The following is a 26,701-nucleotide window of genomic DNA, read 5'->3' as shown; positions in this document are numbered from 1 at the left end:
GCTATGCTGTCGAAACAGATCCCGCTTGGCATTTATGAAAAAGCGCTCCCCGCCGGAGAGTGCTGGCTGGAACGCTTGCGGCTGGCGAAAACGCTGGATTTCGATTTTGTTGAGATGTCCGTCGACGAAACCGACGAGCGCCTTTCTCGTCTCGACTGGACCCGCGAGCAGCGCCTGGCGCTGGTGAGTGCGATTGCGGAAACCGGCGTACGCGTTCCTTCCATGTGCCTGAGCGCTCATCGCCGCTTCCCGCTGGGCAGCGAAGATGATGCGGTGCGGACGCAGGGGCTGGAGATTATGCGTAAAGCCATTCAGTTTGCGCAGGATGTCGGCATTCGCGTCATTCAGCTTGCCGGATACGACGTCTACTATCAGGAGGCCAATGACGAAACGCGCCGCCGTTTTCGCGACGGCCTGAAAGAGAGCGTTGAGATGGCGAGTCGCGCGCAGGTGACGCTGGCGATGGAGATCATGGATTACCCGCTGATGAACTCGATCAGCAAGGCGCTGGGCTATGCGCACTATCTCAATAATCCGTGGTTCCAGCTTTATCCGGATATCGGCAATCTGTCGGCGTGGGATAACGACGTGCAGATGGAATTGCAGGCCGGGATGGGACATATCGTGGCGGTGCATGTGAAGGACACGAAACCTGGTGTGTTCAAGAACGTGCCGTTTGGTGAAGGCATTGTCGATTTCGAACGTTGCTTTGAGACGCTGAAAGAGACGGGCTATCGCGGGCCGTACCTGATTGAGATGTGGAGCGAAACCGCTGACGATCCGGCGCGGGAAGTGGCGAAAGCCCGCGACTGGGTGAAAGCGCGGATGGCCAGCGCCGGTTTAGTGGAGGCAGCCTGATGCAAACGCTAAAACAGCAGGTATTTGAAGCCAACATGGATCTGCCGCGCTACGGTCTGGTCACTTTTACCTGGGGTAACGTCAGCGCGATTGACCGTGACCGTGGCCTTATCGTCATTAAGCCCAGCGGCGTAGCGTATGAAACCATGAAGGCGGAAGACATGGTGGTGGTGGATCTCGACGGGAACGTGGTGGAGGGACACTGGCGTCCCTCCTCGGATACCGCGACCCATCTGGAACTGTACCGCCGTTATCCGTCGCTCGGCGGCGTCGTGCATACCCATTCGACGCACGCGACAGCATGGGCGCAGGCAGGGCTGGCGATCCCGGCGCTCGGCACCACGCACGCGGATTACTTCTTTGGCGATATCCCCTGTACGCGAGCCCTGAGTGAAGACGAGGTACAGGGTGAGTACGAACTCAATACCGGCAAAGTGATTGTGGAAACGCTGGGTACGCGCGAACCGCTGCATACGCCGGGAATAGTGGTCTATCAACACGGTCCGTTTGCCTGGGGTAAAGATGCGCACGATGCGGTGCATAACGCGGTCGTCATGGAAGAGGTGGCGCGGATGGCGTGGATTGCGCGGGGTATCAATCCGCAGCTTAACCCCATTGACAGCTACCTGATGAACAAACATTTCATGCGCAAGCATGGTCCGAACGCCTATTACGGGCAGAAGTAATCAAGCGCTCCGGAGTCGTTCACATTCCTGGAATGTAACTGGTCAGGCTCCGGAGCCTTCCTTTGTTTGATGTAAACTGCCCGTCCCTTCAGCGTTGTCGAATTAAAGTGCGTAATGCGCTTGAGTTTAGGCAGGGACGCAAGTACTATTACGCGTCATTTTTCAGCCGACCTTTAACACGTTCCTTGCCTCCATGGGCCTCGGCTGACCCAGACAGGAGGCTGAATAATCCGTAAGGAGCAATTCGATGCGTCATTACGAAATCGTTTTTATGGTCCATCCTGACCAGAGCGAACAGGTTCCGGGTATGATCGAACGCTACACTGGTGCAATCACTGCGGCAGAAGGCACGATTCATCGTCTGGAAGACTGGGGCCGCCGTCAGCTGGCTTACCCGATCAACAAACTGCACAAAGCACACTACGTTCTGCTGAACGTTGAAGCGCCGCAGGAAGTTATCGATGAGCTGGAAACAAACTTCCGCTTCAACGACGCCGTTATCCGTAGCATGGTAATGCGTACTAAGCACGCGGTTACCGAAGCATCTCCGATGGTTAAAGCGAAAGACGAGCGCCGTGAGCGTCGCGATGATTTCGCTAACGAAACCGCAGATGATGCAGATGCTGGGGATTCTGAAGAGTAATTTCTGATGACCAACCGTCTGGCGCTCTCCGGCACCGTGTGCAGGATGCCCCTTCGAAAGGTCAGCCCATCAGGAATTCCTCATTGCCAGTTCGTGCTTGAGCATCGTTCTGTGCAGGAGGAAGCCGGGTTTCACCGGCAGGCGTGGTGCCAAATGCCCGTTATTATTAGCGGACACGAAAACCAGGCCATTACTCACAGTATAACGGTCGGCAGTCGCATAACCGTTCAGGGGTTCATCTCTTGCCACAAGGCAAAGAACGGCCTGAGCAAAATGGTTTTGCATGCCGAGCAGATTGAATTGATAGATTCTGGAGACTAGCCATATGGCACGTTATTTCCGTCGTCGCAAGTTCTGCCGTTTCACCGCGGAAGGCGTTCAAGAGATCGACTATAAAGATATCGCTACGCTGAAAAACTACATCACCGAAAGCGGTAAAATTGTCCCGAGCCGTATCACCGGTACTCGTGCAAAATACCAGCGTCAGCTGGCTCGCTGCATCAAGCGCGCTCGCTACCTGTCCCTGCTGCCGTATACCGATCGTCATCAGTAATCGGCCGCTGTCTATTAACGACTTTAAGAGGATAAGGTAATGCAAGTTATTCTGCTTGATAAAGTAGCAAACCTGGGTAGCCTGGGTGATCAGGTTAACGTTAAAGCGGGCTATGCTCGTAACTTCCTGGTACCACAGGGTAAAGCTGTTCCTGCTACCAAGAAAAACGTTGAGTTTTTCGAAGGCCGTCGCGCTGAACTGGAAGCCAAACTGGCTGACGTTCTGGCTGCTGCCAATGCACGCGCTGAGAAAATCAACGCACTGGAAACCGTTACTATCGCGTCTAAATCTGGCGACGAAGGTAAACTGTTCGGTTCCATCGGTACTCGCGACATCGCTGACGCTGTAACCGCAGCTGGCGTTGACGTAGCTAAGAGCGAAGTTCGTCTGCCGAACGGCGTTCTGCGTACCACTGGCGAGCACGAAGTGAACTTCCAGGTTCACAGCGAAGTGTTTGCTAAGCTGACTGTAAACGTAGTTGCAGAATAAGTTTTTATTCTGAAACACGCGTAAAAACGCCGACCCCCGGGTCGGCGTTTTGCTTTTCTGATTACTGCGCGCGAATAAAATTGCCGTCTGGCTGGCGGGTAAACAGCGCCTGCTTCCCGTCCCCCATATCAATCGTCAGGCCGGTCACTACGCCGCTGGCATTCTGACGAATCTTCACCATCTGACCTGATTGCAGCGTGCTTAACGGCTTGCCTGCGCCTTCCACCCTTGCCATCGCATACACATCCGTTGCCGGAAGATTATGGTCGCGGAACACCTGCGCCAGCGTTTTACCCGATTCTACACGGTAAGCACGCCACTGCTGATCTATACCCGGCGTAGGTTGCTGCTGTTCAGGTGGCGGGGTCTGCACCTGCGCCTGGTCGTCCGGCTGCTCCTGCACTGGCTCTGGCGCGACGGGCGCAACCGCACCCGGATCGTTAGACGGCGTGACGAGTTGAGTTTGCATCGGTTGCTGCTGCTGGGGTGGCGGCTGGATATCCAGTTGAGCATCCCGTACCACGGGCTGCGTCGTGCTGTCGTCGCCAGACGGAAGCAGGAAGCCGATGACGACCAGCACGGCGGCAATAATAATCCCCCGACGGTGCATCGGCGGAAGCGGATCCATGAGGCGAAAGTGATCCGGTGCATGCCAGATCCTCGCCAGGGTAGATTTTACGTCAACGCGCCCGGGCATGGCTTTCCTCCTGCTCCGCATATTTTAGTCCTGTACCATCAGTATAGTTGGCTAACTGCCTGATGTACGCAGCAAAGAAGGATTATGCGACATCAGAATAGGAAAACGCTTACCCACACATTGTTTCTGTTTCGCGGCGATTTGTCATCATTCCTGCGACAAAGTTTTACCCGATGCGACGTGGCTGCTATGCTGCCCGCTACTTAAATTGTATGAAAAGGAAAGACGATGACGACCCCAACGTTTGACACCATCGAAGCGCAGGCAAGTTACGGTATCGGTTTGCAGGTAGGCCAGCAGCTGAGCGAATCCGGCCTGGAAGGACTGTTACCGGAAGCGCTGGTTGCGGGTATCGCAGATGCGCTGGAAGGTAAACACCCGGCCGTGCCGGTCGATGTTGTGCATCGTGCGCTGCGTGAAATTCATGAGCGTGCAGACGCGGTACGTCGCGAGCGTTTTCAGTCAATGGCGGCAGACGGCGTTAAGTACCTGGAAGAAAACGGCGCGCGCGAAGGCGTTAACAGCACCGAATCCGGCCTCCAGTTCCGCGTGATCACCCAGGGCGAAGGCGCGATCCCGGCGCGTACCGACCGTGTGCGCGTACACTACACCGGTAAACTGATCGACGGTTCCGTATTCGACAGCTCCGTCGCCCGTGGCGAACCGGCAGAATTTCCGGTTAACGGTGTGATCCCCGGCTGGATTGAAGCCCTGACCCTGATGCCGGTCGGCTCCAAATGGGAACTGACCATTCCGCAGAACCTGGCCTACGGCGAGCGCGGCGCTGGCGCATCCATTCCGCCATTCAGCACCCTGGTGTTTGAAGTCGAACTGCTGGAAATTCTGTAAGGTCGATTCGCCTCCTCTTTCAGTGAAGGGGGAGGCGCTAACAGCGCAAGATGCTTAAATCAGAAAGATACTGGTGTTTTATCTTGCAAATACATTCATCAGGTGTATTTTTGTGAGCTGTTTATCACTATCTCAGTGATATAACACTCACTTTAAACATAAATTTAACATTAACGCCATTTCCAGGTATTCATCCCTCCGATTCTTCCCTACTATCGATGGATCCCTTAGCGGGAACGTCAAATAAGACACATTAAAGGCCATCAGAGCCAGAACAACACAGACAGGTACACAGGAAGATAATCACATGGTAGATCAGATAAAAGCCGTGGCCGACGAACAGGCATCCGGCGAGCAGTCTCTGCGGCGTAATCTCACGAATCGACATATCCAGCTTATCGCCATCGGCGGCGCGATTGGTACCGGCCTGTTTATGGGGTCGGGGAAAACCATCAGTCTCGCCGGACCGTCGATCATTTTTGTTTATATGATCATCGGCTTTATGCTCTTTTTCGTTATGCGGGCAATGGGCGAGCTGCTGCTGTCGAATCTCGAATATAAATCCTTCAGCGACTTTGCGGCGGACCTGCTCGGCCCGTGGGCCGGCTATTTTACCGGCTGGACCTACTGGTTCTGCTGGGTCGTCACCGGGATGGCGGACGTCGTGGCGATCACCGCCTACGCCCAGTTCTGGTTCCCCGGACTGTCGGAGTGGGTAGCCTCGCTGGCCGTGGTTCTGCTGCTGCTGGGGCTGAACCTTGCCACCGTAAAAATGTTCGGCGAGATGGAGTTCTGGTTTGCGATGATTAAAATCGTCGCTATCGTGGCGCTGATTATTGTCGGTCTGGTAATGGTGCTGATGCACTTCCAGTCGCCGACCGGCGTTGAAGCGTCCTTTACCCATCTGTGGGATAACGGCGGCTGGTTCCCGAAAGGGATTAGCGGCTTCTTTGCCGGATTCCAGATTGCGGTCTTTGCCTTCGTCGGGATTGAACTGGTCGGCACCACGGCAGCGGAAACCAAAGATCCGGAGAAATCTCTGCCGCGCGCGATCAACTCGATTCCGCTGCGCATCATCATGTTCTACGTGCTGGCGCTGATTGTGATTATGTCCGTCACGCCGTGGAACTCGGTCGTACCGAATAAGAGTCCGTTCGTGGAACTGTTCGTGCTGGTGGGTCTGCCTGCGGCGGCGAGCATCATCAACTTTGTGGTGCTGACCTCGGCGGCCTCGTCGGCGAACAGCGGCGTGTTCTCCACCAGCCGTATGCTGTTCGGACTGGCGCAGGACGGCGTGGCACCGAAAAGCTTTGGTAAGCTGTCAAAACGCGCGGTTCCGGCCACCGGTCTGACCTTCTCCTGCATCTGCCTGCTGGGCGGGGTGGTGCTGATTTATGTGAAGCCGGATGTGATTACCGCCTTTACGCTGGTGACGACGGTGTCGGCAATCCTCTTTATGTTCGTCTGGACCATCATCATGTGCTCGTATCTGGTCTATCGCAAAAAGCGTCCGCATCTGCACGAGCAGTCGAAGTTTAAAATGCCGCTTGGCAAGCTGATGTGCTGGGTATGCATGGCCTTCTTTGTGTTTGTGCTGGTATTGCTGACGCTGGAAGCCGATACCCGTGAGGCGCTGCTGGTTACCCCGCTGTGGTTCGTGGTGCTGGGGGTATTCTGGCTGCTGATAGGCAAAAAGCGGCTGGCGAACTTGCGCAAGTAAGTACTCCTGACCCTTAATGCAATAAAAAAGGCCGCTTATCGGGCGGCCATTAATAAGGTGCTCTCGGGCACCTTTTTTATTCGCCCGCCAGCGCGCGCGGGAACAGCACGTTATTTTCGAGGCTGATGTGCTCCATCAGATCGTCGATCATTTCGTTAATGCCTTTATACATCGCCTTCCAGGTGGTGCAGGCTTCCGGCGGCGGCGTCACGTTCTGGGTGACATGTTTGATTACCTCAACCAGCTCACCCGCGTCATCATGCTCGCTTTCCATCACGTTAATCGGACCTGCGGCCTGGCGGCCCATACCCTGTTTGATCATCGGGAACAGGATCTGCTCTTCTTTCATCATATGGCTGGACAGCTCTTCATGCAGGGCGGTCAGGTATTTGGTCAGGCCGCGCGGCACGTTCGGTTTATCCGCATGAACGCGTTCCACTTTGGTGGCCTGAAGGATCAGTTCAGGAAGCTGCTCACGGTGTCTGTCGTGATAGCGCACGATAATGTGATCGATGATTTCCGCCAGCGGGACGACGCGCCAGTCTTTCTCAATGGGAAGTTCGGCCAGTTTTGCCAGTTCGGCTTCGATAACCGCGACATCCAGCTCCTTGCGTAATGCCGCGCGTGCCAGCGTCTGTTTACCGCCGCAGCAGTAGTCCATATCGTATTTGCGAAACAGCGCGGAGGCGCGCGGAATAGAGAGCGCCAGCTCACCTAAAGCCTGGTCACGGTAGGTCATAGCAGTTACCTCATCATCAAAAATATAAGATGCATTTTAAATGCATCTTTAAAGATAAGGAATACTCCTTTGGGATAGTGAGCTAGTTTATTTCGTCGCTCAGGCGCTGGAGGGAGGGTTTCTCTGGCTTTGCGCGCACCGCCAGCACCACGCCGATCGCCAGCAGAATGATACCGCTGAAGGTCAGGAGCGGCGGCAGACTCTGACGCAGCAGGAAGGTATAGAGCAGCCCCGCCAGCGTTTCGAAGACGATCAGCGGGCCGACAATCACCGTCGGCAGCCGCTGGCTGGCAACGTTCCAGCACAGCGCGCCGACCCATGAGCAGAGGATGGCGATGGCGATCATCAGCGTGATAAAGACCGCCGGACGCGGACCGAAGGGCAGGGCGAAGGCATCTGCCTGACCACTCAACCACAGGCAGGCAGCGATATAGCCGGCCAGTGAGACCGGCAGCGTCACCAGCGCTTGCGCGGTGGCCCACATCATCGGGTTTTTATCCGGGTTCTCCCGCAGCCAGCGCGCATTGCGCAGCGCGTACCATGCCCAGCAGACGACGGCGATCAGTGCGAGGCCGATACCCGAGGCATAACGTCCCCAGCTAAAACCGGGCAGGCCGTGACGCAGTTCAGCAATGTTGACGCACGTCAGGCCGACGGCGATGCACGCCAGCGCCGGAGCCAGTTTTATCCAGGGCAATTTCCCGTCGCGCTGGCTATAAAGCAGGTTGGCAAACACCGGGATCACCACCGGCAGCGTGCCAATGATCATTGTTGAAATCGGCGCGCCGGTGCGCTGGATCGCACTGGCAAGGCAGGCATAGTAGATCAGGTTGCCCATCAGGGTCAGCGCCAGCGCGGTGAGCCAGTCGCGACGGTTAAGCTGTTTTAACCTGGCGCGTCCCAGCCAGGCCAGCGGCAGAGCAATCAGCCCCAGCGCCAGATAGCGTCCCATCGACTGCAATACCGCTGGGTACTCCGGCACGATCAGCGGCCCGACAAAAATTAATCCCCACATCAGTCCTGCCAGTAAGGCATACAGCACGCCGCTAATCATCATCGCTCCTGTTTCTCAATGAAGGGCAAGTGTAGACGCCAGGCGCATTGGAATATTGTACGAGATTGCGCATCAGCGCCGGGCAACCTGTTTTTGGTAGCGTACCGGCGTGATGCCGTAGCGGTGGGTAAAGGCGCGAGTCAAATGCGACTGGTCGGTGAGTCCGGTCGCCGCCGCGACCTGCGCGGCGGGCATGCCGTGGGTAAGAAAGTTTTTAGCCCGCCACAGGCGGATCGCCATCAGCATCTGGTGCGGCGTCACGTGAAAGTGCGCTTTGAACTGGCGCTGAAAATGATATGGGCTAAGCGCCACGACGTGCGCCAGTTCATCCAGCGTTATCGTGCGCATATAGTTATCGTGCAGATATTCCCGCGCACGCTCAAAGCGGTGATTGCCTTCGTGGACTACGGGCGAATGACGGGCATAAGGGCGGAAGGTATCGATCAGATCCAGAAGCTGTCCTTTCTGCGCCAGCGGATCGTCGGTCTGCCATAGGCCGTGTATTAAGGCGCAGATCTGGCGGGAGCGTAATGGATCGAGGCGCGTCACCTCATCAAACCACCAGTGACGGATGCCGGTTACCTCTTCAAGCAGGTCAGGATCGAGATACACCATCCGGTAGCGCCAGCCGTCGGCGGTTTCCGCTTCGCCGGTATGCAGCTCATCCGGATTCATGGTGACGACGGCGTTCACGGGCGCAACGTGCTGCGTACCGCGATAGCGAAAACGCTCCGCGCCGGATTCAATCGCGCCGATACCAAAGGCTTCGTGAGTATGAGGTTCAAAGGCGTAGCGTGAGATATGGGCGTGATAAAGCTCGACGCCGGGCACTTGCGCCAGATGGCGAAAGCGGGCGCGGTCTTTTTCATCGCTGAACTGTTCGGGTACACCTTGCACGAGGTTACTCCACGCGGACCATTTCTCTATTATCGAAGATGGTCCGCGCGGTGGCTACAAAAATTAACCCGTTTGTAACATTTACAGGATCGCTTTGACGCTCTCTGCCAGCGGCGTGGTCGGACGGCCAATGAGCTTGCTCAGGGTATGGCTGTCATCAAACAGCCCGCCTTTTGATGCGCCCACATCAGAATCCGCCAGCATGTCCGCCAGCGCGGCAGGCAGGCCCACGCCTTTCAGCGCGGCGGCAAAATCCGCTTCGCTGAGGTTCTGATACGCCACCTTTTTACCGCTCTGCTTGCTCAGCTCTGCCGAAAGCTGGCTCAGAGTCCAGGCCTCATCGCCTGCCAGTTCATAAACCTTACCGGCATGACCATCTTCGCTGATGACACGGGCGGCAGCGGCGGCATAGTCAGCGCGGGTGGCAGCGGCAATTTTGCCTTCCCCTGCGGCACCGATAAACACGCCGTGCTCCAGCGCGGCCGGAGCGCTGGCCAGATAATTTTCGCTATACCAGCCGTTACGCAGCAGTGCATAAGGAATGCCGGACGCGGCCAGCGCTTTTTCGGTGGCGACGTGCTCAACGTGCAGCCCGAGCGGGGATTTGTCGGCATGCAGCAGGCTGGTGTAAGCAATAAATTTAACCCCGGCGGCAGCGGCGGCGTTAATCACGTTCTGATGCTGAGTGGCGCGCTGGCCCACTTCGCTGGAAGAGATTAACAGTAGTTTCTCAACGCCGCTCAGGGCGGCAGTAAGGGCGGCTTCATTGTTGTAATCCGCCTGGCGGACAACCACGCCCTGCTGCTGGAGCGCGTCGGCTTTTGCCGGATTACGCACAATCGCCACCAGCTGGCTGGCCGGGACGGTTTTCAACAGGTCGTTAATCACGAGCTGGCCAAGATGACCAGTAGCACCGGTAATTGCAATCATGAGATCTTCCTTCTGTTTTGCCTTGTGTTGGATCACGCTAACACTTAAACTTACTTTTAGTAAGTACGCACAAAAAGGTTAGTATGAAGATGGCAAATTTGACTCTCAGCGAACAACTGCGCAACGGCAATTTATTTGCGGAGCATTGTCCGTCCCGCGATGTGCTTAAACACGTCACCAGCCGCTGGGGCGTGTTGATTCTGGTGGCGCTGCGCGATGGCACCCATCGGTTCAGTGACCTGCGCCGTAAGATGGGCGGCGTCAGCGAAAAAATGCTGGCGCAGTCGTTACAGGCGCTGGAGATGGACGGCTTCGTGAACCGGGTGTCATACCCGGTTGTCCCGCCGCACGTTGAATATAGTCTGACGGCGTTGGGCGAACAGGTGAGTGAAAAGGTGGCGGCATTGGCGGACTGGATCGAACTGAACCTGCCGGAAGTGCTGGCTACACGTGATGAACGCGCGGCGTAACGACGTCAGGCGAAGCCGGCAACGGGCGGCAGACAGTGCGTTACCTGCCCGGTGGCGCTGCGCTTACCGGGCCTACGGGCGGAACGGCGTAGGGATTCCCACGCAGGGAATGGTGTGTGATGCTTCTGTAGGCTGGGTAAGGCGAAGCCGCCACCCGGCATGTAAGGCTCAGGAGCCGCGATAGACTCCTGAGTCCGCCCTCTACTTGCTTAAATCCAGCTGATAAATTGCGAAACCAATATCATCGGTCGCCACCTGATGCATTGGATACTGGGCCTTCTCTTTAATAAACGCCGCCGCTTTCTCTGATGGCGAGGTTTCAAAGCGAATATCCAGCGTTGTATCACTGTGGATCGGTGCCAGACGCCAGTTATTATCCGCTGCCGGGTGGATCTCTCCGGCACGTTTCGACTCCGCACCAATCCATGCCGCCAGCACCGCGCGGTTTTCATCCGGAGAGGCAAACGCGATATGCTCGTCGCCCGTACCGGCAAACTTGCCGCCGTAAGCGCGGTAATTGTTGGTCGCCACCAGGAAAGTGGCGTCTGGATCGATGGGCTTGCCGTTATAGGTCAGATCCTTGATACGTTCCGCCTGCGGGTTCACGCTCTGGCACTCGCCGTCGTAGCGGGCAGGCTGGGTTACATCAATCTGATAATTCACGCCGTCAATAACGTCGAAATTGTAGGTGCGGAAATCGTCCCAGTTAATCAGCGCCTGCGGCTTGCTGCTGTGCGGATCGATTTGATTAAACTGCCCGGCTGAACACTCCAGCCACTCCTTCACCTCTTTACCGCTGGCTTTGACCACCACCAGCGTGTTCGGATAGAGGTAAAGATCGGCCGCGTTACGGAAGGTCAACTGCCCCTTTTCCACTTCGACATAGCTCGCCGGATCGTTTTTACGTCCGCCCGCCTTAAACGGTGCGGCAGCAGAAAGCACCGGCAGCTTCGCCAGATCTGGATCGCCCTGAATAAAATGCTCAACGTAGGCTTTTTGCGCGTTGTTCACCACCTGAACGGTCGGGTCGTCCTGTACCAGCGACAAATAACTGTACATGTTGTCGGCGGATTTTCCGATCGGCTGGCTGACAAACTCGCGTGTGGCATCGTGATCGGCTTTCAACACCTCGACCAGTTTTGCATCTTCTGCGGCCAGCGATTTTTTCGCCGCCACGTCGTAAATCGGCCGCGCTTCCGCTTTCGCCTGGCTAACCTGCCATTTTCCGCTGTTGTTATTTACTACCAGATCCACTACCCCTAAGTGATCGCCCCACATGCCCGGCATTACCGCCGGAACGCCGTTAAGCGTGCCTTTTTGCAGATCGACGCCTTTAATCGCGGCAAAATCCTTCGACGGGAAGACCGCGTGGGCGTGGCCGAACATAATGGCATCCACGCCGGGCACCTCGCTGAGGTAATAGACGGAGTTCTCCGCCATCGCCTGATACGGGTCGGCGGACAAACCGGAGTGAGCAATCACTACCACAATATCAGCGCCTTTCTCACGCATTTCCGGCACGTATTTGCGTACGGTTTCAGTAATATCATTCACCGTCACCTTGCCGGACAGATTGGCTTTATCCCAGGTCATGATCTGTGGCGGCACCACACCGATGTAGCCAATGTGCAGCGCGTGCGTTTTGCCCTCCTGATCCTTAACCTGCGTCTCTTTAATCAGGTAGGGCGTAAACAGCGGCTGTTGCGTTTTAACGTCAATGACGTTGGCATTCACATAAGGGAATTTCGCCCCAGCCAGCGCGGTTTGCAGATAGTCGAGACCGTAATTAAATTCGTGATTGCCGAGGTTGCCCACCGCGTAATCCAGCGTGTTGAACGCTTTATAGACCGGGTGAATATCACCCTTTTTCAATCCTTTCGCTGCGGCATAGTCGCCCAGCGGGCTGCCCTGAATGATGTCGCCGTTGTCCACCAGCACGCTATTGGTCGCTTCGCTGCGGGCGGCATTTATCAGCGTCGCCGTGCGGACCAGTCCGAATTTTTCCGTCGGGGTATCTTTGTAGTAATCAAAGTCCATCATATTGCTATGCAAATCAGTGGTTTCCAGGATGCGGAGATCCACTGTTGCTGCATTCACGCTCGCCGCAATCAACGTAGCCAGGAGCGTTACACTAAACTTAATCATCAGAGCCATCCTTTTTGATCTGAGGCACAAAAGAAAATGTATATACATTTTGTTGCTGACAGAAGTGTGAATCTTGCCATGTATTTCGATAACAAAAATGTAACTGTTATCACAGATGGCGAATTATTTTCGGATAGGGTATAAATAAAACAATGAGTTAATACCACTATCGTATGAGAGAGGTGGAAAATGCTACAACAAATATGCGAGCTTGCCCGGCATGCAGGTGATGCCATCATGCAGGTTTATGACGGCGTTAAACCGATAGAAGTGACCAGCAAGCAGGATGATTCTCCGGTAACGGCGGCGGACATTGCGGCGCATAACGTAATTATTGAGGGGCTGAAAACGCTGACGCCGGATATCCCGGTCCTGTCGGAAGAAGATCCGCCTTCATGGGATGAGCGTCAGCACTGGCAGCGTTTCTGGCTGGTTGACCCGCTGGACGGCACCAAAGAGTTTATCAAGCGCAACGGTGAGTTTACCGTCAATATTGCGCTGATTGAGCAGGGCAAACCGGTTCTGGGCGTGGTGTATGCGCCGGTGCCTAAAGTGATGTACAGCGCCGCTGAAGGTAAAGCATGGAAAGAGGAGTGCGGCGTACGTAATCAAATCCAGGTGCGCGATGCGCGTCCGCCGCTGGTGGTGATCAGCCGCTCGCACTCTAACGATGCCGAATTACAGGAATATCTTCAGCAACTGGGTGAACATCAGACAACTTCAATCGGTTCCTCGCTGAAGTTTTGCCTGGTAGCTGAAGGGCAGGCGCAGCTTTATCCACGTTTCGGGCCAACCAATGCCTGGGATACCGCCGCAGGCCATGCGGTCGCGGTTGCCGCCGGGGCGCACGTTCACGACTGGCAGGGAAGGACTCTCGACTATACGCCGCGTGAATCCTTCCTCAATCCTGGTTTCCGCGTTTCTATTTACTGAGCAACTGACGCAGCAGGCTCACCACCTGCTGCACTTCCTGCTGGGTCAGTGCGCCATCTTTCGCCCAGCGAACGCGGCCTTCTTTATCCAGCACTACCACCGCAGATCCTTTCTCTTCCAGCTGCCAGGCCTGGCGAGCGGCTCCATCGCTGTCGACAATAAACTGCGACCACGGGTAGAGCTTTTTATTGCTCTCAATGCTGCTACGCACAAACATGGCCGAGCCGGGGATGGCATCATCGGTATTGATGATGGTGGTGGTCTGGTATTTATCATGCGGGAAATTCGCCGCTTTGATCGCTTCAACCAGATTGGCATTTTTCTCTTTCGCCGAGGTGCGGCCCGCGATGTGTTGCAGCAGCCGCACTTTTCCGGCGAGCTGCGAGCTATTCCAGTTTTTATAGCTAAACTTGTCGTTACTCAGGATGAGTTCGCCACGGTCGGCGATGCCAACGGGCGGTACGCGCTGGTTGTCTTTAAAGTTATGAGCAGATGCCATCATCGGCAGTATCAGGCATAAAGAGGCCATCAGCGTTCGTAAAGTCATGGTGCTTCCTTTTTTGTACAGGTGATCCGACCACTTGCGGCGGAATGTTAATAATATGTGCTATTTTTAACCTTTTCCCGCAAGCAGGGTGCCAATTTGCGGTAGAGCGCACATATTCGAAAAAAAATGAAGGCTTATACTGCCTTTGTCCGATGTCTGAAAAGAAAATTCTGATTAATTGTAATCAAACGGTAAATAAACTTATGCATGCTGGGTCTCCCGGTGGTTCTGGTCTATAGTCATAGGGCATTAAATTTGCGTCTTAACCAGTTGGGCCAAATGTGGCACCACAAGGGCGTAATCTTCAGCAGGAGTTAAAAGAATGAAAATTTTCCAACGCTACAACCCGCGTCAGGTGGCGAAGTACGTGAAGATCCTGTTCCGTGGACGGTTGTACATCAAGGACGTAGGCGCTTTTGAGTTTGATAAGGGTAAGATCCTTATCCCCAAAGTGAAGGACAAGCAGCATTTGTCTGTGATGTCTGAAGTCAATCGTCAGGTTTTGCATCTGCAAACTGAGATGGCGTAATCAACGTGCTATGCAGTAAAAAATATAAGCAGTAAATAAAAACGGCCCCAGAAGGGGCCGTTGATGTTTCTGAGAAACCTGTTTTGCTATTGTACGTGCCGTTTTGCCGGGTGGCGGCTTCGCCTTACCCGGCCTACAAAATCATCAATAACAGCAGGTTGCTCACAATTGTAGGCCTGTGCAAGCGAAGCGCCGCCAGGCATAATTCCACGGTATTACGCTGCGCCTTTCTCTTCGGCGTCCGGCAGTTTCGGGGTCAGGACCGTCGGCCTACTGTCGATGCGCGTCACCAGCAACTGATCGATACGGTAGTTGTCGATATCCACCACCTCAAACTTAAAGCCGGAGAATTTAACCGAGTCGGTGCGCTTGGGGATCTTACGCAGCATGTACATCATAAAACCGCCGATGGTTTCATAGTTGCCGGACTGCGGGAAATCGTCGATATCCAGCGCCCGCATCACGTCATCGATCGGCGTACCGCCGTCAATCAGCCACGAGTTTTCATCGCGAGCGACAATCTGCTCTTCCATCCCCTGACCGATCAGATCGCCCATTAACGTGGTCATCACATCATTCAGGGTGATGATACCTACCACCAGCGCGTATTCGTTCATGATGACCGCAAAGTCTTCACCCGCCGTTTTGAAACTTTCCAGCGCTTCGGAGAGCGTCAGGGTATCCGGCACAATCAGCGTATTGCGGATTTGTAAGCCGCTGCTCAGCGCCAGGCTTTGATTGGCCAGCACGCGGTTGAGCAGGTCTTTTGAATCGACATAGCCGATGATATGGTCAATATCTTCTTTACAGACCAGGAACTTAGAGTGTGGATGTTCCGAGACTTTCTTCTTCAGGCTCTCTTCATCTTCATGCAGATCGAACCACACAACATTTTCACGAGAGGTCATCGATGAGGGAACAGTACGTGACTCCAGTTCAAACACGTTCTCAATCAGTTCATGTTCCTGTTTACGCAGCACGCCCGCCAGCGCACCCGCCTCGACGACCGCATAGATGTCATCAGAGGTGATGTCATCTTTACGTACCATCGGCAGTTTGAACAGACGGAAAATGTTGTTTGCCATGCCGTTAAAGAACCACACCAGCGGCGTGAAGATAAACAGGCAGAAGCGCATCGGGTTGATGATGCGCAAAGCCACAGCTTCAGGCGAAATCATACCGATGCGTTTCGGGGTCAGGTCGGCGAACAGAATGAACATGCCGGTGACAAGGGAGAAGGAGATGATAAAGCTTAGCTGCTCGGCCATTTCCGGGGTGACAAAGCGGACCAGAACGTTGTAAAACGCCGGTGAAAACGCGGCATCGCCGACGATACCACCGAGAATGGCCACGGCGTTAAGGCCAATTTGTACCACGGTAAAGAAGGTGCCAGGGTTCTCCTGCATTTTCAAAATGCGTTGAGCGTTGATGTTGCCGTCATCGGCAAGGAGTTTGAGTTTTATCTTTCGTGAGGCGGCAAGCGAGATCTCAGACAACGAGAAGAATGCACTCACGGCTATCAGGCAAAGTATTACTAAAATACTGTTTAACATATCTTATCCAGCCATAGGCCAGATCCTCGGAAGGGAAGTTTGAATGACACGATAAGCCGATCCGAAGGCACTGGATCGGCAATTTCCCCGCTAGTATAGCGTAAGGGAGGGGAGGGCTGCCAGAGGGGGAAAACGCCCCGACATCGTTGTCAGGGCGGTTAACGTGGGGTTTTCCGTATTATTCGAGCGCGGACAGAGTCGTTTTTCCGCTAAACTGGCGGCTGGCTTCCCCGCCCCAGACCTTGTCGTACTCATAACCGGTAAGCAGTTTGATCACCTGCCGGGTCTCGCCGTCACAGTCGCGATAGTCACCGCCGAGCTTACGCCGGGCGATCTCTTTGATCAGCAGTTTGTGCGTTTCACGGGTGAGTTTGAATTTGTAAGTGGTATAAAAACTTACTGCCAGCAGCGCGGCGGTGGCAAAAATCATCAGACCAATAATCGCGTGCAGAGCGCTTTCCGGCTGCATACCGCTGCCTTTTACAAAACCGGCTTCCTGCAACACAATGCCGATAATAAGGATTGCCAGTGCCACCGTACTTTTTCGTGTCAACACCATCACGCCCGCGAAAATACCTTCCCGCCGCTGTTGGGTGACCATTTCATCAATATCCGGGATAAAGCTGTAAATATTCCATGGGATATAATAGAGCCCGGCTCTGGCGACACCCAGCACGATAAACACGCCGGAAAGCAGCAGGGTGGGAACGCTAATTTTGGTCAGATACACGGTAAATAAAAATGCCAGCACAAAGAAGATGCAGCCATAGGCAAGGCGCAGTGCACCGGACGGCGTGACATTAAAGCGGTTAAGTAATTGCATAAATCCGAAGGTGCCCGGTACTGAGGCGAAGGCGGCAATACTTAACCAGCCGGAAACGGCAGAGGCATCCTGGTTCAGACAGTACACCACATAATAGGTAAATACTGAGCCGAAAACGTCCATCGCGGTGAACGAGAAAATATAAATAATAATATGCAGGCGGAAGGCGCGGATGCGGAACGATGACAGTAGATCCAGTACCAGATATTTCAGGTGATTAAGCAGGCCGCTACTGCGGTTAACCTCCGGCTGAAAATGTCCCTCTTCCTGAACATCTTTGGCTTCCCAGGTACACCACCATGTAGAGAACACCGCCACGCAGAAGATGACAGAAAAGAGCAGGCCGGTCAGCGTATAGGTGAACGAGTTATCTTTGCCGGTAAACTGCATAATCAGGCCCGGCACCGATACCGCCAGAAAACCGCCCAGTTGCGAGCAGATCATGCGCACGCCGGAAAGACGGCTGCGCTCGTTATAGCGGTTGGTCATCTCTGCGGCCAGGGTTTCCCACGGCACAAGTACCATTGCTGATAACAGTTCGATAGAGAGATAGGTTCCCAGATAATACCAGTAACCCATATCCGTGACCCATAATAAGGCATAGAGGAACATTAACGGGGAGCTGAGCAGCAGAAAAAACCGACGTCTGCCGAATTTTCTGCCAAGCCAGGTATTGCCAAAGTTATCGGTAATATAGCCCATGATTGGGCTGAGTATCGCATCAATAACCCTGGCAATAGCGAATATCGACCCGGCTTCCAGAACCGATAATCCGCAATAGGTAGTGTAGAAAAACAGAAGCCATGTTCCAATAATAGCGAAGGCACCTCCGCCAAATAAATCCGTCACGCCGTAGCCGATAGCCACGCCATAACCGACTCTTCTTTCAGTTGGTTTAACCATTTTTTTATTTCCAGATTGATGTAGGGTTTATAGCGCCCGGCCAGAGACAGGGCACGCTTTAACACTGGAATTGATGATATTAATAATTAATGTTAATCCATTGCCTTAATTGTGAAGAGCGATATATTGCCTCCACGATATGTATGGATTTTGCTGCCTGATTAATATTGATATAGTCACTATCTCCTCCATGCTGAATAGCCTGATAAAAGTGTTCTATTGCTTTTTGATGGCCAATTCCCCAGTAATTTTTGCCGTTGCCCGTGGGCGGATTATCATTGGCAAGAGAGATTCGCTCATTGCCAGAAATCTGCCACAGCGTGTTATCGCGAAGCTGTAACAGACCTTTTTCACAATGAATTACCAGCAGCAACGGGGAATCCGTGGTGTGGTTATTGGTGGCCCAGAATAAACCGCGTGCGCCGTTATGCAGAACTAAGGTCGCCATCGCGCTGTCTTCGGTTTCGATAGTACCGGCCAGCGGACCGCTATCGACCACGCCCTTAACGCTATCAACGCCATCAGCAAACCACTGCATCAGATCCAGCGTATGAATCGCCTGATTGATCAGCAGACTCCCGCCTTCGGTGGCAAAGCGTCCGCGCCACGGGCTTTCGGTGTAGTAACCTCCCGAGCGCGACCAGGTCAGCGCCGCTTTGATGCTGAGCATTTTCCCCAGCACGTTTGATGCCAGCACAGCACGGATCGCCCGGCTGGTAGGGTTGTAACGGTTCTGATAGCACACGCCCAGCATGCCCGACGCGTGATTAGCTGCTTCGGCAATGTCAGCCACTTCCAGACTGTTCATTCCCACCGGCTTCTCGCTGAAAACGGCTTTTCCTGCGGCCAGCGCGTCGAGGATCATGGTTTTATGCAGATAATGCGGGGTACAGATATGCACTACCTCAATGCGTTGATCCTGCAACATCTCCCGGTAGTCATGATAAAAATCACAGCCATAGGCCGCCGCCAGGGCTTGCCCCTTCACGATATCGGTGTCCACGATGGCGTGCAGATGCGCGCCCGGCGTCTGCCGCAGTGCTTCAACGTGACAGATATGAATGGCACCACAGCCGATAATCGCCGCGTTTATCGCCCTCATGGTTGACTCCTTAGCGGCCCGCGTTGGCCAGCATCTGCGCTTTGACGCACAGTTCGGCGGCTTTAAAGGTGTGCGCCTGGCTCATGGCGTTTTCTGTACGGTTGAGGCAGTCCTTAATCAGTTCACCGAAGAACGGGAAGCCGACCTTACCCGCGACCGGATAGCGGAATTCGCCCTCTTTATTGACCAGATACACGACGTCCTGCTCACCGCGCGTGATGTCGACGTATTTGCGGATCTCAATGTAGCCTTCAGTACCCAGCAGCGTCAGACGCCCATCACCCCAGCTCGACAGTCCATCCGGCGTGAACCAGTCACAGCGAAAATAGCCCGTCGCGCCGTTGTCGCCCGCCAGCATTGCGTCGCCGAAATCCTCGAACTGCGGATACTGCAGATGGTTGATGTTGCGCACCTGGCTTGCCACTATTCGTGCGTCGCTATTGCCGGTATAAAACAGGAATTGCTCGATCTGGTGGCTGCCGATATCGCAGAGGATGCCGCCAAAAAAGGCTTTCTCGTAAAACCAGTCGGGGCGTCCCTGGCCTTCACGATGCGGACCGGTGCCAAGCGTCTGAATCACCTGGCCTATAGCACCCTCCTGCACCAGTTGCCCGGCAAAGACCGCGCTCTCAACGTGCAGACGTTCGCTGTAGTAAACCGCATATTTACGCCCGGTTTCGGCAACTTTACGTTTTGCTGCGTCCAGTTGAGCCAGCGTGGTCAGCGGGGCCTTATCGGTAAAATAATCTTTTCCGGCATCCATGACTTTCAGGCCCAGTGCACAGCGCTGCGACGGGATCGCCGCGCCAGCCACTAACTGCACGCTGCTGTCGTTAAGAATGGTATCCAGCGAGTCGGCAATGTTTACCTGCGGATACTGACGAACAAAGGCATCGACTTTGGCCGGGTCCGGATCGTAGACCCACTTCAGCGTCGCGCCCGCTTCGATAAGCCCGTTGCACATCCCGTAGATATGGCCGTGATCCAGCGCGGCGGCGGCAATAATAAACGCGCCTGCTTCTACCACCGGCTGTGGTTTACCCTTCGGGGCGTAATTCATTCCATCATTGAGGCTCATTTTCGTGCTCCTGTATCGAGGTCTTTACCCAGCGGAATAGCGCCGACTTCGCTGAAGTTTTCTACCGAGGCGGCTTTTTCATAAAAATGGGGTGCCAGCGAGAGGAGGCCGCCGGTCTGGTAATAGGGATCGTCAGTGCTAATGGGCAGCGACACGATCTGGCGCGTGATCGACGATTTATAAATAGCGGTAATGATTTCCAGCGAGCGCTTGCCCTGGACGCCATCAATCAGCGGGGGGATATCCTGGCTGATGGCGCTGAGCAGGTTATCGATTTGCCCGCTATGTAGCGTCCACGTCAGCGCTGGCGTGGTGTGAAACAGATCGTTGAGGCGGCCTTCACGCTGAACATCATGCTCAGGCTGTGGGAAACCGTTGTCGGCAGAAACGCTGGCCCAGACGTCCCACGGCGCTGAGATGCGGGCTTTGTCGCCCTGAATGACGATTTTCTGATCTTCACCGTGGTGCACCACCGAGGCGGTAAGTTGAGTCAGCGCGCCGCTGGGGTAGCGGAAAATGGCGGCGGAGAGATCTTCCACTTCAGCATTATCGTGCGCGACGTTAGTCATCATCGCCACCACTTCTGACGGGAAGCCCAGCATCCACTGAATCGCATCGATATGGTGAACGGCGTGATTCAGCGTACAGCCGCCGCCTTCTTTTTCCCACGTGCCGCGCCACCACAGATCGTAATAGCAGTGGCCACGCCACCAGAACGAATCTACCTGCGCATGGCAGATGTTGCCAATCTCACCGGAATCCACGGCTTTTTTCAGCCGCCAGAAGGCATCGGTAAACCGGTTTTGCGCGATGATGGAGAGAACTTTGCCGCTTCGTTGTTGTGCCGCGATCATCGCGTCGCACTCCTGAAGCGAGACCGCCATCGGCTTTTCACACAGCACATGTTTCCCGGCGTCCAGCGCGTGAATGGCGATCTCCGCATGGACGTAAGGGGGCGTGCAGACGTCAACAATATCTACCTGCGCTTCGACGTCCAGCATCGCTTCATGGCTGCTGTACACGGTCGCCTCGGTTAATCCGTAACGCTGCTTTTTCTCCTCGGCTTTTTCCGGGTAGATATCAACCAGCGCGACGATCCGGCAGCGGTCGGCAAACTGTAAATAGCTCTGGATATGGTTGTGGGAAATATTGCCGGTGCCCACAATGGCGACGTTCAACATGCGATTTTCTCCTGATTTACCAGCTGCCGGAGGCATCCAGCGTGCGATTTTCGGATGTTTTTTCAACGGACGTAGCGATACGCTCCTGCAACAGCGTCAGGTAGCGAGCTTCATCAATCGGCAGATCGACCCAGTCATCCAGCCAGGTGGAGAGATGCATGGCGTTAGAGAGCGTCAGGCCGTTGATCCCCTCCTGACCGGGCGCGATAAGCGGTGTTCCGCGCAGCACGGCGGCGGTAAAGTTGGCGGTAATGACATGATGTTCGCTGCATTCCGCTGCGGTTGGAATAGTGACTTCCCAGCACTCCGGCTCGCCAAAACCATTCTGCCAGCGGGCGTTAAAGTCGGTTTCAGACTCGCGCAGCCGCCAGAAACGCAGCCTGCCTTCTTCCACGACGATCTTGCCGCGATCGCCAGCGATCTCCAGACGATTAGTGCCCGGCGCTTCGGCGGTGGTGGTAATAAATACGCCCGTCGCGCCGTTGGCATATTCGGCGTAGGCGGTGACCTCATTTTCAACTTCGATCTGCCGGTGTTTGCCGAACTGGCAAAAAGCACGAATGCGAACCGGCATGCCGACCAGCCACTGCCATAAGTCGAGCTGATGCGGATCCTGATTGAGCAGCACGCCGCCGCCTTCACCCTTCCATGTCGCACGCCAGCCGCCGGAGTTGTAGTAGCTCTGTGAACGATACCAGTTGGTGATGATCCAGTTGGAGCGGCGGATCTCGCCGAGTTCGCCGCTATCAATCAGATCTTTCACTTTCTGATAAAGCGGATTGGGGCGCTGGTTGTACATGATGCCGAACACCACATCGCTGTGCCGGGCGAAGTCGTTCATCTCACGTACCTGCGCGGTATAGACGCCCGCCGGTTTTTCGCACAGCGTATGAATGCCGTGGCGCATCGCCAGCATGGAGAGTTCCGGGTGCGCGTAATGCGGGGTGGCGACGATAACGGCATCAATTAGCCCGCTTTTTAGCATTGATTCGGCATCGCTAAAAAGCGTGACGTTTTCACCCACTAACTGACGTATGGCCTCATGTTTTGTCGGATCGTTGTCACATACTGCGGTCAGGCGGGCTTCGGGCACCGTACCTGCCAGTAAGTAACGGGTATGGACGGTACCAATGTTGCCCACGCCGATAATACCGAAACGAACGCTTTTCATGTCACATCCTGCATCGCTGAAATTAACAATCTCTGGAAAATAGAAAAGTGCATCGGCGAGGACAATGACAATTTGTGAGAATGCTCGCAGGGATGAGACAAATTTGTCCTTTGCGTGGTGAAAGCGCTTTAAAATCATGCGATTGTTTCTGCGAAATTTTGCAGATATTGATTGCGAGCGAGGTCACATTATGGCTGGCAGGCTAAAAATGAATCAAATTGCGGCGGCAACCGGCTACTCCATCAGTACGGTTTCGCGGGTGTTAAATGGCAAATCATATACCAGCGATAGTGCGCGCGAAGCGATTGTTCAGTGTGCCCGTGACCTGGGCGTTCTGGATGAGCTGACAACCGGCCGGTTATATGTGAAAAGCATCGCCGTCTTCGCCCCGCAGCGAACGTTTAACGCGCGCGGCGATATTTTTTATCTTGAGGTGACGAAGGGGATTGCTGAGGCGACGGCCGCCCAGAATGTGCATTTGAGTTATTACGGACTGGAAGAGCAGCGCCCGGACCTGAAACTGTTTCTTGAACAAGCCAGTAATAAGGATATTGACGCCATTATTATTATTGGCACTGATGATACGACGATTTTCAAACTGGCGGCCACGTTGAACAAACCCTGCGTGCTGATTAACTCTATCGACCGCGAGATGGCGCTGGACTGTGTTTCTCCCGATCATCGGGCGATTGGTTTTAGCGCAGCACGCTATCTGTTTGAACGTGGCTATCGGCAGATCCTCTCGGTAACCTGCCTGCGCCGGGAAACATTGCATATGCGTCTGGAGGGGATTAAAGAGGCCTACCGTTATTTTCGTCAGGCGTTCGATCCGCAACGCGATTTAGCGATCACGGAGACGTTTGCGCCGCACGAAGCCGAAGAAGCAATAAATACCTGGCTGGATTCCCACCCCAGGGAGCACTGGCCGGAGGCTATCTTATGTGGCAGCGTGGAGATGGCAGGCGGCGTGACGCGTGCGCTGGAACGGCATAATTTACAGGTCCCGGAGCAGGTGTCGTTGATGCTGACGGACTTTGCCTGGCATCTGGAAAAAAAAATGGGCCGATCGTTGACGGGCATCGCCGTTCCCTGTCGCGAGCTGGGCATGGAAGCGGTTCATCTGTTACAAAATCGGCTCAATCGTCCTCAGGCCGCAGTATTTAATTTGTTGTTACAGGGGAAAGTAGCGGAATATGGCACCGTATTGAACGCGACCCGTTTTGCCGCACGGGCAGAGCAAGTTATGCCTTCTGATCACTGAGGCGTTTTTATAAGCGGGTTGGAGGAAGGTGTGGCAGCCTGTCCCGGTGGCCTTCCTCATTTTAAATCATATTTGTTCTCACTTTTATCATAATAATAAAATCAACTCTCATCGGATTAAATATAATTAAAGCCCAGTATTAATATTAAATCAAAGAAACTCATCTTGCTGATAATAGCAGTGCATTTTTCTTTCCTGTTGTTTATAAATGAAAGTGGCTGGATGCATAACGTATTCATTTCTTGACGTTAATTATTTTATAAAGGATAAAAAATGCAATTAGACGCTACACTTAATTTTAGTAATGATACCTGGTATCCTACGCTTGATATCAGCGGATTCAAGGCCGTTTCTGCTGAGGGTATCAATATAAAAGAAAAAATGGTTCTGACGTTTAGCGCGCCGGGGAAAATTACCGAGGGCGATATTAACGTTTCGACTAACCCGTGGATCGCATTAAAAACTCAGATTGAATCCAGCGAAATTTCCACTGGAATTTACGATATCAAATTAACCATTACGGCTGCCGATGGTAGCGCCATTGGCAATGCTATTTCGCAAATCCATATGGGCGTTAATGTCTCTTCCGATACCGCCCCGAAATGGGAAACGTTCCGCAATACTTTCACCTTCGCGGCGGATGAAGAACCCCAGGTGGATGGCGAACTGGTGGTTAACTGTGCCGCGTTTCCTGCCGGGCTTGAAGACACGGGGCTTCAACTGGTGCTGGTACGCGGTGAAAAAAGCGAAGTGCTGCATCCTGAAGCGGGTGCGACCTCTTTCGCCATCTCTGCCGGTACTTACAGCGCCTCGGTGGCCGAACTGCGCACAGCGGATGGCACGGTGCGGGCAGCGGTGGTATTAAGCGCCGCTGAACTGACCATTGCTAAAGGCCAGCGTACCCCGCTGGATATTACTTTCGCGCCGGCGCAGCGTAGCACCACGCTGGAAATTGCCGTGGATTTACCCGCGGCTCACGCCTTGCATAATGAAGATCTGAGCGTGGTTTATCTGGAAAATGGCGTCGAAAAACAGCGCTATATCATGCGAGCCGGGCAGAAACAGCGTCTGGAGCAATTGCCGATTAATGGCCATTACAGCGTGCGTATTGACGATGTGAAGCTGAACAATATCCACTATACCGTTGATGCCATGAACGGCGCGCTGGACAACCGGTTCCATGCGCTTACCGTCACCAGCGCGCAGATCCGCCAGAGTGATGACGCTCAGGCTGGCTCAGCAAAACTGACCATCAATGTTAACGCCGAGAAAACCGTTGCTGCCGCTTTTGATCTGCGTCTGGTCGACGCCGCACGTCAGTATCACTTTACCGACCTGCCGATGCAAACGGGCAGCCACGCGCCGTCCGCACTGCTGGCGCAGGGCGTTTATCAGATTGCTTCCGGCACCCTGATCCATGACGGCATTGTGCATTATATTGACGTCGCACCACAGGTACTGCGCGTCGAAAGTAACGCGTCGCAGACGTTAACCGTGACCATCACCGAAGGCGCAAACCTGCGCGTGAAAGGGTTCCCTGACTATCTGAGTTTTGGCGGCTGTGCCGATATGTCACCGTCCAACGTCGACGATCTGGCTGAAGCACGCATCGCCTCCGTATTCAAATATTCCGGCGATGATGGTATGGGCGATGCTTCTGGCTATCTGGATCCGGCCAAAGAACCCACGCCGAAAATCATTGAAATGGCGCGTAATGTTTCCGCTAAAACCGGGGAAAGCGTGCTGCCGGTGATGGTGTCCTACACCTGTAACCTGTCGCTGGGTGACGTTGAGACTATCATTGATGATCCGGTTCGCCACGAGTTCAGCTTCGCTAACTTCATTCAGGCGCTGAAAATGGCGCAGGCCATGAAAGATGACGAGCATCCGGTCCCGGCGGGCTTTATCGTCAACCCTGACTATCTCGGCGAATGCCAGAAGTACGGTTTCTCCCCGGATTATCCGATTCCGGTCCGTCAGCCGCTGTCTAAAGCGATGGCGCATCACGGCGTTAATGTTGCTATCCCGGCGGGCATTACCGATACGCTGAAAGGCTACATTAAAGGTGTGAACTGGCTGGTCCGCGTGGTCGCGCCGGATGTGGTACTCGGCTGGCAGATCAACCTGTGGAGCGTCGGTGGTTCGCAGTGGGTCTACAACGATTTCACTTACGATGATGTGTTTGATCCGATTGATGGCACTAAAAAGCGCATGACTATCAATCCTGCGCTGGCGGGCAAACTCTCCGCCGAGTATGCGCTGCTGGTCGGGATCTTTGAAGAAACCGAATATACCGGCGCTAATGGCGTCTCTGCTGTCGCTAAAGGCGCGGATTTTATGGCGGTTGACCGCTATGAAGCCGATGACTTTACCGCACGCGCTTACAAAAATGGCTACTGCTACTCTCCGTTCGAGTGGGATCGTACCTTTGATTACTGCGCGTCACTGAGCCGTCACTTACGTCAACCGGTCCTGCCGTGGCAGATGCCGGCAAGCCGTCTGGCCAGCGTGAGCGAAGACGTGGGCGAACTGGAAGAGCAGTTCTGGGGCACCGGCGGCAGCTATCTGATGGGCCATCCGGAAATCGGCAGTTCAGTGGCAGCAATTAACCCACGCCTGCTGAATATCGAATTCCTGGATGTTCATACCAGCATGATGGGCCGCAACCCGCAGGAGCTGTTCAGCCGCCATGAGTGGGATTTCTCCGCGCCGAAATATCAGGATTTCCCGTCGCGCGGTATTTTCCATGTCCAGGTCGGTGGTGGTGCTACCACTGGCGTCGTAAGCGCAGTCAACCGCAACAGCAGCCGCTGGATGCGCGCAAAGCTGAAAGCTTATCGTGATGCGCCAGTGAAGTTCGGGAAGTAATTTGTTTTGATGTATTGTTACC

The 26,701-nt window shown here is 54.4% G+C and carries 26 protein-coding genes; 13 read left to right on the top strand and 13 right to left on the bottom strand.

The features are described from left to right. The first annotated feature begins 3 nt into the window (after positions 1 to 3). The 6 genes from INT84_RS13040 to rplI all read left to right on the top strand — a co-directional run bounded on the left by INT84_RS13040 (position 4) and on the right by rplI (position 3,229). Entirely contained in the window at positions 4 to 858 is an 855-nt protein-coding gene (locus INT84_RS13040) for an L-ribulose-5-phosphate 3-epimerase (RefSeq protein ID WP_194207131.1), read from the top strand. Then, positions 858 to 1,544, top strand: a complete 687-nt coding sequence (locus INT84_RS13035) for an L-ribulose-5-phosphate 4-epimerase (RefSeq protein WP_194207130.1) — start codon at positions 858 to 860, stop codon at positions 1,542 to 1,544. The genes INT84_RS13040 and INT84_RS13035 overlap by 1 nt, the downstream gene beginning before the upstream one ends. 247 nt (positions 1,545 to 1,791) lie before the next feature. Beyond that, positions 1,792 to 2,187: a 30S ribosomal protein S6 gene (rpsF, locus tag INT84_RS13030; RefSeq protein ID WP_006686337.1), complete on the top strand. Its 396-nt coding sequence runs from the start codon at positions 1,792 to 1,794 to the stop codon at positions 2,185 to 2,187. Between the two features lie 6 nt (positions 2,188 to 2,193). Further along, entirely contained in the window at positions 2,194 to 2,508 is a 315-nt protein-coding gene (gene priB / locus INT84_RS13025) for a primosomal replication protein N (protein WP_176919497.1), read from the top strand. 4 nt (positions 2,509 to 2,512) lie between these two features. Continuing rightward, positions 2,513 to 2,740 carry a 30S ribosomal protein S18 gene (rpsR, locus tag INT84_RS13020; protein WP_176919496.1) on the top strand — a complete coding sequence of 76 codons (228 nt, stop codon included), beginning with the start codon at positions 2,513 to 2,515 and terminating at the stop codon, positions 2,738 to 2,740. Between the two features lie 39 nt (positions 2,741 to 2,779). Beyond that, positions 2,780 to 3,229, top strand: coding sequence for a 50S ribosomal protein L9 (gene rplI, locus INT84_RS13015; protein ID WP_176919495.1), 450 nt, complete (start codon positions 2,780 to 2,782; stop codon positions 3,227 to 3,229). Positions 3,230 to 3,290: 61 nt separating this feature from the next. Here the strand turns inward: rplI and INT84_RS13010 are convergent, their stop codons facing one another. Beyond that, the gene (locus tag INT84_RS13010; protein WP_176919494.1) at positions 3,291 to 3,926 is read right to left on the bottom strand and encodes a LysM-like peptidoglycan-binding domain-containing protein; all 636 of its coding nucleotides are present in this window, start codon (positions 3,924 to 3,926) and stop codon (positions 3,291 to 3,293) included. Between the two features lie 228 nt (positions 3,927 to 4,154). On the opposite strand from INT84_RS13010, the gene fklB reads away from it, so the two are divergent. After that, on the top strand, positions 4,155 to 4,775 hold the full coding sequence (gene fklB / locus INT84_RS13005; RefSeq protein WP_194207129.1) for an FKBP-type peptidyl-prolyl cis-trans isomerase: 621 nt from the start codon (positions 4,155 to 4,157) through the stop codon (positions 4,773 to 4,775). Between the two features lie 307 nt (positions 4,776 to 5,082). After that, positions 5,083 to 6,495: a D-serine/D-alanine/glycine transporter gene (gene cycA, locus INT84_RS13000; protein WP_194207128.1), complete on the top strand. Its 1,413-nt coding sequence runs from the start codon at positions 5,083 to 5,085 to the stop codon at positions 6,493 to 6,495. A 76-nt stretch (positions 6,496 to 6,571) separates the two neighbouring features. Here cycA and ytfE read toward each other — a convergent pair whose 3' ends face one another. The 4 genes from ytfE to INT84_RS12980 form a co-directional block, all read right to left on the bottom strand. After that, on the bottom strand, positions 6,572 to 7,234 hold the full coding sequence (ytfE, locus tag INT84_RS12995; RefSeq protein ID WP_194207127.1) for an iron-sulfur cluster repair protein YtfE: 663 nt from the start codon (positions 7,232 to 7,234) through the stop codon (positions 6,572 to 6,574). 82 nt (positions 7,235 to 7,316) lie between these two features. Beyond that, a complete protein-coding gene (locus INT84_RS12990; protein ID WP_194207293.1) occupies positions 7,317 to 8,288 on the bottom strand; it encodes a DMT family transporter in 972 nt (323 codons plus the stop codon). Positions 8,289 to 8,360: 72 nt separating this feature from the next. Beyond that, positions 8,361 to 9,185 carry an AraC family transcriptional regulator gene (locus INT84_RS12985; RefSeq protein WP_194207126.1) on the bottom strand — a complete coding sequence of 275 codons (825 nt, stop codon included), beginning with the start codon at positions 9,183 to 9,185 and terminating at the stop codon, positions 8,361 to 8,363. An 81-nt stretch (positions 9,186 to 9,266) separates the two neighbouring features. Then, positions 9,267 to 10,115, bottom strand: coding sequence for an SDR family oxidoreductase (locus INT84_RS12980; RefSeq protein ID WP_194207125.1), 849 nt, complete (start codon positions 10,113 to 10,115; stop codon positions 9,267 to 9,269). A gap of 89 nt (positions 10,116 to 10,204) precedes the next feature. On the opposite strand from INT84_RS12980, the gene INT84_RS12975 reads away from it, so the two are divergent. Next, positions 10,205 to 10,585, top strand: coding sequence for a helix-turn-helix domain-containing protein (locus tag INT84_RS12975; RefSeq protein ID WP_194207124.1), 381 nt, complete (start codon positions 10,205 to 10,207; stop codon positions 10,583 to 10,585). 201 nt (positions 10,586 to 10,786) lie between these two features. Here INT84_RS12975 and INT84_RS12970 read toward each other — a convergent pair whose 3' ends face one another. Then, positions 10,787 to 12,730, bottom strand: a complete 1,944-nt coding sequence (locus INT84_RS12970; protein WP_194207123.1) for a bifunctional 2',3'-cyclic-nucleotide 2'-phosphodiesterase/3'-nucleotidase — start codon at positions 12,728 to 12,730, stop codon at positions 10,787 to 10,789. Between the two features lie 189 nt (positions 12,731 to 12,919). On the opposite strand from INT84_RS12970, the gene cysQ reads away from it, so the two are divergent. Further along, positions 12,920 to 13,663 (top strand): 3'(2'),5'-bisphosphate nucleotidase CysQ, encoded by a 744-nt coding sequence (cysQ, locus tag INT84_RS12965; RefSeq protein WP_194207122.1) that lies wholly within the window; start codon positions 12,920 to 12,922, stop codon positions 13,661 to 13,663. Here cysQ and INT84_RS12960 read toward each other — a convergent pair. Continuing rightward, a complete protein-coding gene (locus INT84_RS12960) occupies positions 13,653 to 14,210 on the bottom strand; it encodes a YtfJ family protein (protein ID WP_194207121.1) in 558 nt (185 codons plus the stop codon). The two genes, cysQ and INT84_RS12960, sit on opposite strands and share 11 nt — an antisense overlap. A gap of 322 nt (positions 14,211 to 14,532) precedes the next feature. Here INT84_RS12960 and INT84_RS12955 point away from each other — a divergent pair, with 322 nt between their 5' ends. Further along, complete coding sequence (locus INT84_RS12955; protein ID WP_049838959.1) at positions 14,533 to 14,739, top strand: DUF1107 domain-containing protein; 207 nt, start codon at positions 14,533 to 14,535, stop codon at positions 14,737 to 14,739. 215 nt (positions 14,740 to 14,954) lie between these two features. On the opposite strand, the gene INT84_RS12950 is transcribed toward INT84_RS12955, so the two are convergent. From INT84_RS12950 to INT84_RS12925, 6 genes are all read right to left on the bottom strand, one after another. Next, positions 14,955 to 16,292, bottom strand: a complete 1,338-nt coding sequence (locus tag INT84_RS12950) for a hemolysin family protein (RefSeq protein ID WP_194207120.1) — start codon at positions 16,290 to 16,292, stop codon at positions 14,955 to 14,957. Positions 16,293 to 16,470: 178 nt separating this feature from the next. After that, positions 16,471 to 18,018, bottom strand: a complete 1,548-nt coding sequence (locus tag INT84_RS12945; protein WP_194207119.1) for an MFS transporter — start codon at positions 18,016 to 18,018, stop codon at positions 16,471 to 16,473. Between the two features lie 79 nt (positions 18,019 to 18,097). Further along, on the bottom strand, positions 18,098 to 19,120 hold the full coding sequence (locus INT84_RS12940) for a Gfo/Idh/MocA family protein (RefSeq protein WP_194207118.1): 1,023 nt from the start codon (positions 19,118 to 19,120) through the stop codon (positions 18,098 to 18,100). 10 nt (positions 19,121 to 19,130) lie between these two features. Next, positions 19,131 to 20,198 (bottom strand): Gfo/Idh/MocA family protein, encoded by a 1,068-nt coding sequence (locus INT84_RS12935; RefSeq protein ID WP_194207117.1) that lies wholly within the window; start codon positions 20,196 to 20,198, stop codon positions 19,131 to 19,133. Then, the gene (locus INT84_RS12930; protein ID WP_194207116.1) at positions 20,195 to 21,379 is read right to left on the bottom strand and encodes a Gfo/Idh/MocA family protein; all 1,185 of its coding nucleotides are present in this window, start codon (positions 21,377 to 21,379) and stop codon (positions 20,195 to 20,197) included. Before INT84_RS12930 ends, INT84_RS12935 begins: the two co-directional genes overlap by 4 nt. 16 nt (positions 21,380 to 21,395) lie before the next feature. Continuing rightward, positions 21,396 to 22,550 (bottom strand): Gfo/Idh/MocA family protein, encoded by a 1,155-nt coding sequence (locus INT84_RS12925; protein ID WP_194207115.1) that lies wholly within the window; start codon positions 22,548 to 22,550, stop codon positions 21,396 to 21,398. Between the two features lie 190 nt (positions 22,551 to 22,740). On the opposite strand from INT84_RS12925, the gene INT84_RS12920 reads away from it, so the two are divergent. Both INT84_RS12920 and INT84_RS12915 read left to right on the top strand, forming a co-directional pair. Continuing rightward, positions 22,741 to 23,811 (top strand): LacI family DNA-binding transcriptional regulator, encoded by a 1,071-nt coding sequence (locus tag INT84_RS12920; protein WP_194207114.1) that lies wholly within the window; start codon positions 22,741 to 22,743, stop codon positions 23,809 to 23,811. A gap of 273 nt (positions 23,812 to 24,084) precedes the next feature. Next, positions 24,085 to 26,679 carry a hypothetical protein gene (locus INT84_RS12915; protein ID WP_194207113.1) on the top strand — a complete coding sequence of 865 codons (2,595 nt, stop codon included), beginning with the start codon at positions 24,085 to 24,087 and terminating at the stop codon, positions 26,677 to 26,679. Positions 26,680 to 26,701: the final 22 nt, after the last annotated feature.

The organism is Superficieibacter sp. 1612_C1 (assembly GCF_015234305.1).
Classification (GTDB): Bacteria; Pseudomonadota; Gammaproteobacteria; order Enterobacterales; family Enterobacteriaceae; genus Superficieibacter.
This window is presented reverse-complemented; position numbering and strand designations above follow the sequence as displayed.

What these genes read in the sequence shown, in the direction of transcription:
- INT84_RS13040 (WP_194207131.1), top strand. Translation starts at nt 4, where the DNA reads ATGCTGTCGAAACAGATCCCGCTTGGCATTTATGAAAAAGCGCTCCCC.
- INT84_RS13035 (WP_194207130.1), top strand. Translation starts at nt 858, where the DNA reads ATGCAAACGCTAAAACAGCAGGTATTTGAAGCCAACATGGATCTGCCG.
- rpsF (WP_006686337.1), top strand. Translation starts at nt 1,792, where the DNA reads ATGCGTCATTACGAAATCGTTTTTATGGTCCATCCTGACCAGAGCGAA.
- priB (WP_176919497.1), top strand. Translation starts at nt 2,194, where the DNA reads ATGACCAACCGTCTGGCGCTCTCCGGCACCGTGTGCAGGATGCCCCTT.
- rpsR (WP_176919496.1), top strand. Translation starts at nt 2,513, where the DNA reads ATGGCACGTTATTTCCGTCGTCGCAAGTTCTGCCGTTTCACCGCGGAA.
- rplI (WP_176919495.1), top strand. Translation starts at nt 2,780, where the DNA reads ATGCAAGTTATTCTGCTTGATAAAGTAGCAAACCTGGGTAGCCTGGGT.
- INT84_RS13010 (WP_176919494.1), bottom strand. Translation starts at nt 3,926, where the DNA reads ATGCCCGGGCGCGTTGACGTAAAATCTACCCTGGCGAGGATCTGGCAT.
- fklB (WP_194207129.1), top strand. Translation starts at nt 4,155, where the DNA reads ATGACGACCCCAACGTTTGACACCATCGAAGCGCAGGCAAGTTACGGT.
- cycA (WP_194207128.1), top strand. Translation starts at nt 5,083, where the DNA reads ATGGTAGATCAGATAAAAGCCGTGGCCGACGAACAGGCATCCGGCGAG.
- ytfE (WP_194207127.1), bottom strand. Translation starts at nt 7,234, where the DNA reads ATGACCTACCGTGACCAGGCTTTAGGTGAGCTGGCGCTCTCTATTCCG.
- INT84_RS12990 (WP_194207293.1), bottom strand. Translation starts at nt 8,288, where the DNA reads ATGATTAGCGGCGTGCTGTATGCCTTACTGGCAGGACTGATGTGGGGA.
- INT84_RS12980 (WP_194207125.1), bottom strand. Translation starts at nt 10,115, where the DNA reads ATGATTGCAATTACCGGTGCTACTGGTCATCTTGGCCAGCTCGTGATT.
- INT84_RS12975 (WP_194207124.1), top strand. Translation starts at nt 10,205, where the DNA reads ATGGCAAATTTGACTCTCAGCGAACAACTGCGCAACGGCAATTTATTT.
- INT84_RS12970 (WP_194207123.1), bottom strand. Translation starts at nt 12,730, where the DNA reads ATGATTAAGTTTAGTGTAACGCTCCTGGCTACGTTGATTGCGGCGAGC.
- cysQ (WP_194207122.1), top strand. Translation starts at nt 12,920, where the DNA reads ATGCTACAACAAATATGCGAGCTTGCCCGGCATGCAGGTGATGCCATC.
- INT84_RS12960 (WP_194207121.1), bottom strand. Translation starts at nt 14,210, where the DNA reads ATGACTTTACGAACGCTGATGGCCTCTTTATGCCTGATACTGCCGATG.
- INT84_RS12955 (WP_049838959.1), top strand. Translation starts at nt 14,533, where the DNA reads ATGAAAATTTTCCAACGCTACAACCCGCGTCAGGTGGCGAAGTACGTG.
- INT84_RS12950 (WP_194207120.1), bottom strand. Translation starts at nt 16,292, where the DNA reads ATGTTAAACAGTATTTTAGTAATACTTTGCCTGATAGCCGTGAGTGCA.
- INT84_RS12945 (WP_194207119.1), bottom strand. Translation starts at nt 18,018, where the DNA reads ATGGTTAAACCAACTGAAAGAAGAGTCGGTTATGGCGTGGCTATCGGC.
- INT84_RS12940 (WP_194207118.1), bottom strand. Translation starts at nt 19,120, where the DNA reads ATGAGGGCGATAAACGCGGCGATTATCGGCTGTGGTGCCATTCATATC.
- INT84_RS12935 (WP_194207117.1), bottom strand. Translation starts at nt 20,198, where the DNA reads ATGAGCCTCAATGATGGAATGAATTACGCCCCGAAGGGTAAACCACAG.
- INT84_RS12930 (WP_194207116.1), bottom strand. Translation starts at nt 21,379, where the DNA reads ATGTTGAACGTCGCCATTGTGGGCACCGGCAATATTTCCCACAACCAT.
- INT84_RS12925 (WP_194207115.1), bottom strand. Translation starts at nt 22,550, where the DNA reads ATGAAAAGCGTTCGTTTCGGTATTATCGGCGTGGGCAACATTGGTACC.
- INT84_RS12920 (WP_194207114.1), top strand. Translation starts at nt 22,741, where the DNA reads ATGGCTGGCAGGCTAAAAATGAATCAAATTGCGGCGGCAACCGGCTAC.
- INT84_RS12915 (WP_194207113.1), top strand. Translation starts at nt 24,085, where the DNA reads ATGCAATTAGACGCTACACTTAATTTTAGTAATGATACCTGGTATCCT.